Source organism: uncultured Idiomarina sp. (assembly GCF_964010655.1).
Classification (GTDB): domain Bacteria; phylum Pseudomonadota; class Gammaproteobacteria; order Enterobacterales; family Alteromonadaceae; genus Idiomarina; species Idiomarina baltica.
Genome location: NZ_CAXGLS010000086.1, coordinates 1 through 3,293 on the forward strand (window position 1 = coordinate 1; position 3,293 = coordinate 3,293).

Sequence of the window (3,293 nt, forward strand, 5' to 3'; positions counted from 1 at the left end):
TATGCCCCAACATAGTGTTGGTTCAGAGAGTTGGTGCGGACGGAGAGACTTGAACTCTCACGCCGTGAGGCACTGGAACCTAAATCCAGCGTGTCTACCAATTCCACCACGTCCGCACATTTTTAAGATTGGTGGCTACGGCGGGATTCGAACCTGCGACCCCAGCATTATGAGTGCTGTGCTCTAACCAGCTGAGCTACGTAGCCTAATCTTTGTGTTGCGCCTCTCTGTGAGTGCGGCGCGTATTATGCAAATCGCTTGGCTTACCGTCAACCTCTTTTTAAGAAAAAATCACTTAATTGAGTTCGATTGGTTAAAAAAACACTGATTCGAGTGAAAACTAGACGAAAAAGCCACAAAAACATCTCTTTACCAGGGTAGTTCGTCCCCATTACTGTGAAAGAACCGGCCTGAGGTTTCTATCGTAAGCTCATCAATACGTTGCATGAGTCGTTCAGCCGCTGTTGCTGGAGAAATATCACCGCGCCCACCGACCATATCCGTTTGCACGTAACCGGGGTGCAGTAAGACGACCGCTATTTCTTTATCCTTTAAATCCAATGCCAGAGATTTACCGGCGGCATTGAGTGCGGCTTTTGACATCCGATAACCATAGCGGCTACCTGAACCATTGTCGGCTATGGAACCCATTCGACTGGTAATTAAAGCGACCTTGCTTTCGCTTTCGAGGTTATCCAGTAGAGTTTCCGTAACCCGTAGCGGTGCTATCGCATTTACTTCATATTGAGCACGTAACATACGCGCGTCTAAGTCACCGAGCTCATCATGGTTAAGTAAACCCGCGTTATTGATAAGTATATCGATACGAGTGTTGCCTAAGCCTTCTTTCATACGTAAAAGGTCAGCGGTTTTCGTAACATCAATACCTTCTATGATATCTACATCAAGCTCGGTGAGTTGTTTTGAGTTGTTACGGCACACGGCAGTGACTGAATAGCCCGCCTCTGAGTACCGTTTGGCTAACTCAAAACCGATGCCACGGTTGGCACCGGTAATGACGACATTCGACATATTAACGTCCTTTAATCAGATTGTGTGAGATCTTTGGGGTCGAGCAGGCGCTCGAGTTTATTACGGTCCATATCGGTCATCTCTTCAGCGACATCGATAATAGGACGTTTCTCTTTGTATGCGCGCTTAGCGATATCAGCGGCTTTGCTATATCCAATAACTGGATTCAATGCAGTTACTAAAATAGGGTTTTTAGCTAAGGCCTTCTCTAAATTATCGTGATTCACCTCAAAATCCATAATGGCTTTATCCGCTAAGACTTGGCAGCTTTGCGTGAGCAACTCAAGTGACTGCATCAAATTATAGCCGATCACAGGTAGCATGACGTTAAGCTGAAAGTTACCTTGTTGGGCGGCCGTTGTGATGGTGGTATGGTTTCCATTAACCTGTGCTGCAACCATCGCAACCGCTTCTGGGATCACCGGATTCACTTTCCCGGGCATAATGCTACTACCCGGTTGCAATGGGGTCAGTTGTATTTCACCTAAGCCGGCGAGTGGACCGCTGTTCATCCAACGTAAGTCATTGCTTATTTTTAATAGCGTGGTTGCAAGCGTATTTAATTGCCCATGCAATTGCACATTGAGCTCTTGTCCTGCTATGCCAGTAAACGGGTTACGTGATGCTTTAAAAGCAATGCCCGTTTGCTTGCTGAGCGACTGCGCAAACAAGTCGGCGAACTGTTTGGGCGCGTTAATACCGGTACCAATCGCTGTTCCGCCTTGCGGCAGTACTTGCGAGTGCTCACACAGTTGCGGTAACTGCTGAGCCGTCAACTCGAGCTGTCCGGCCCATGCGTTCAATTCCTGAGCCATAGTTAATGGCATCGCATCCATTAAGTGGGTACGACCGGTCTTTACCACATCACGTAATTCAACTGCTTTTTTTCTGATGGTGTCAATCAGGTGCTTGAGTGCTGGCTGTAATCGCTGTTCGACGGCCACGACACTAGCGATTTGAATCGCCGTTGGAATCGTATCATTACTTGATTGGCTGCGATTGACATCATCATTGGGATGAACATCAACCCCTTGCTGCTGGGCAATATGGGCAATGACTTCATTGACGTTCATATTCGAACTCGTTCCTGAACCTGTTTGAAAAACATCAATCGGGAACTGGTCGACGTGTTGGCCATCAATAATTTGTTGAGCGGCTGCTTGAATGGCGACCACTTTGTCTTTATCGAGGTCTGCACATTGTTGATTCGCAGCCGCGGCTGACCATTTTATGCGCGCGATGGCTTTGATGAGTTCGGATGGCAGTGTAAGCCCACTGATGGGGAAGTTATTAATAGCACGTTGTGTCTGGGCGCCATAAAGTGCACTTTGCAGGACTTCAACTTGCCCCATACTATCTGATTCAGTCCTTGTCTCGCGGCTCATAACCTGTTCCTCCTAAGCCAAAGAATTGGGTTAATGTGAAATACGGTCTTATACTCCTAAAGATCAGTTCTAAACGAGCGTCGCTTGTATTAAGCTAGCAACATGAGCGCTTGCGCTTCATTATCTCTAACAGCTATATAATAAGGCGAACCATGATTAAACAGCTAGCTTTTAGCCTGATCATGATTGTGTTCTCTGCGACCTCATGGGCGGATACGCAAACTATTCGGGTTCTCGATAAAAACGGTAATCCCGTTAATAACGCAGTTATTCTGATTAATAAGTCGGTGCTAGCAAACCCCCACGGCGCGCAAGACAACGTTATTATTGACCAAGTTGATAAGCAGTTTGTACCCAAAGTCTCTTCGATTCAGGAGGGCAGTACGGTGGTCTTTCCAAATAGTGATAATATACGTCATCATGTGTACTCTTTCTCAAAAGCGAAGCCTTTTGAGTTAAAACTTTATTCAGACCAAGAGCGTCCCAAGGTGACTTTTGACAAGCCGGGGGTGGTGACGCTCGGCTGTAACATTCATGACGATATGGTCGGCTACGTTGTGATTAACAACGCGTTGCAGGGATTCGTGTCCGATGCGTCGGGAAAGGTCAGTATTGAGTTCAATGACGCGGTCAGTAAACAATCGCAAGCGATAACACTCCGCGTTTGGCATCCATGGATGGGGGATGACCTCAATGCGGGCGAACTCATCGAACTAAAAATGCCAATCAAGAATAGCGATATAACGCTGGATGTGGCACCACCAGCGCCAAAGAAAGAAGAAAAGTCGCGATTAGAAAAACGCTTTAATCGCTTAGGAGCTTGATGTTTAAACAGTTTAAAGTCCGACTCGCGGTCATTTTTGGTATCCTCATTGC

At 46.7% G+C, this 3,293-nt stretch carries 3 protein-coding genes and 2 tRNA genes; 1 reads left to right on the forward strand and 4 read right to left on the reverse strand.

All coding sequences use genetic code 11. The annotated features are described in order from the left end of the window. Window positions 1–31 precede the first annotated feature (31 nt). From ABNS04_RS12255 to ABNS04_RS12270, 4 genes are all read right to left on the reverse strand, one after another. A tRNA-Leu gene (locus tag ABNS04_RS12255) sits at window positions 32–116 on the reverse strand. Between the two features lie 13 nt (window positions 117–129). Next, a tRNA-Met gene (locus ABNS04_RS12260) sits at window positions 130–206 on the reverse strand. 163 nt (window positions 207–369) lie between these two features. Continuing rightward, window positions 370–1,032, reverse strand: coding sequence for an SDR family oxidoreductase (locus tag ABNS04_RS12265; protein WP_006955210.1), 663 nt, complete (start codon window positions 1,030–1,032; stop codon window positions 370–372). An 11-nt stretch (window positions 1,033–1,043) separates the two neighbouring features. Further along, entirely contained in the window at window positions 1,044–2,417 is a 1,374-nt protein-coding gene (locus ABNS04_RS12270; RefSeq protein WP_272977348.1) for a class II fumarate hydratase, read from the reverse strand. Between the two features lie 152 nt (window positions 2,418–2,569). On the opposite strand from ABNS04_RS12270, the gene ABNS04_RS12275 reads away from it, so the two are divergent. After that, the gene (locus tag ABNS04_RS12275) at window positions 2,570–3,241 is read left to right on the forward strand and encodes a methylamine utilization protein (RefSeq protein ID WP_272977349.1); all 672 of its coding nucleotides are present in this window, start codon (window positions 2,570–2,572) and stop codon (window positions 3,239–3,241) included. Window positions 3,242–3,293: the final 52 nt, after the last annotated feature.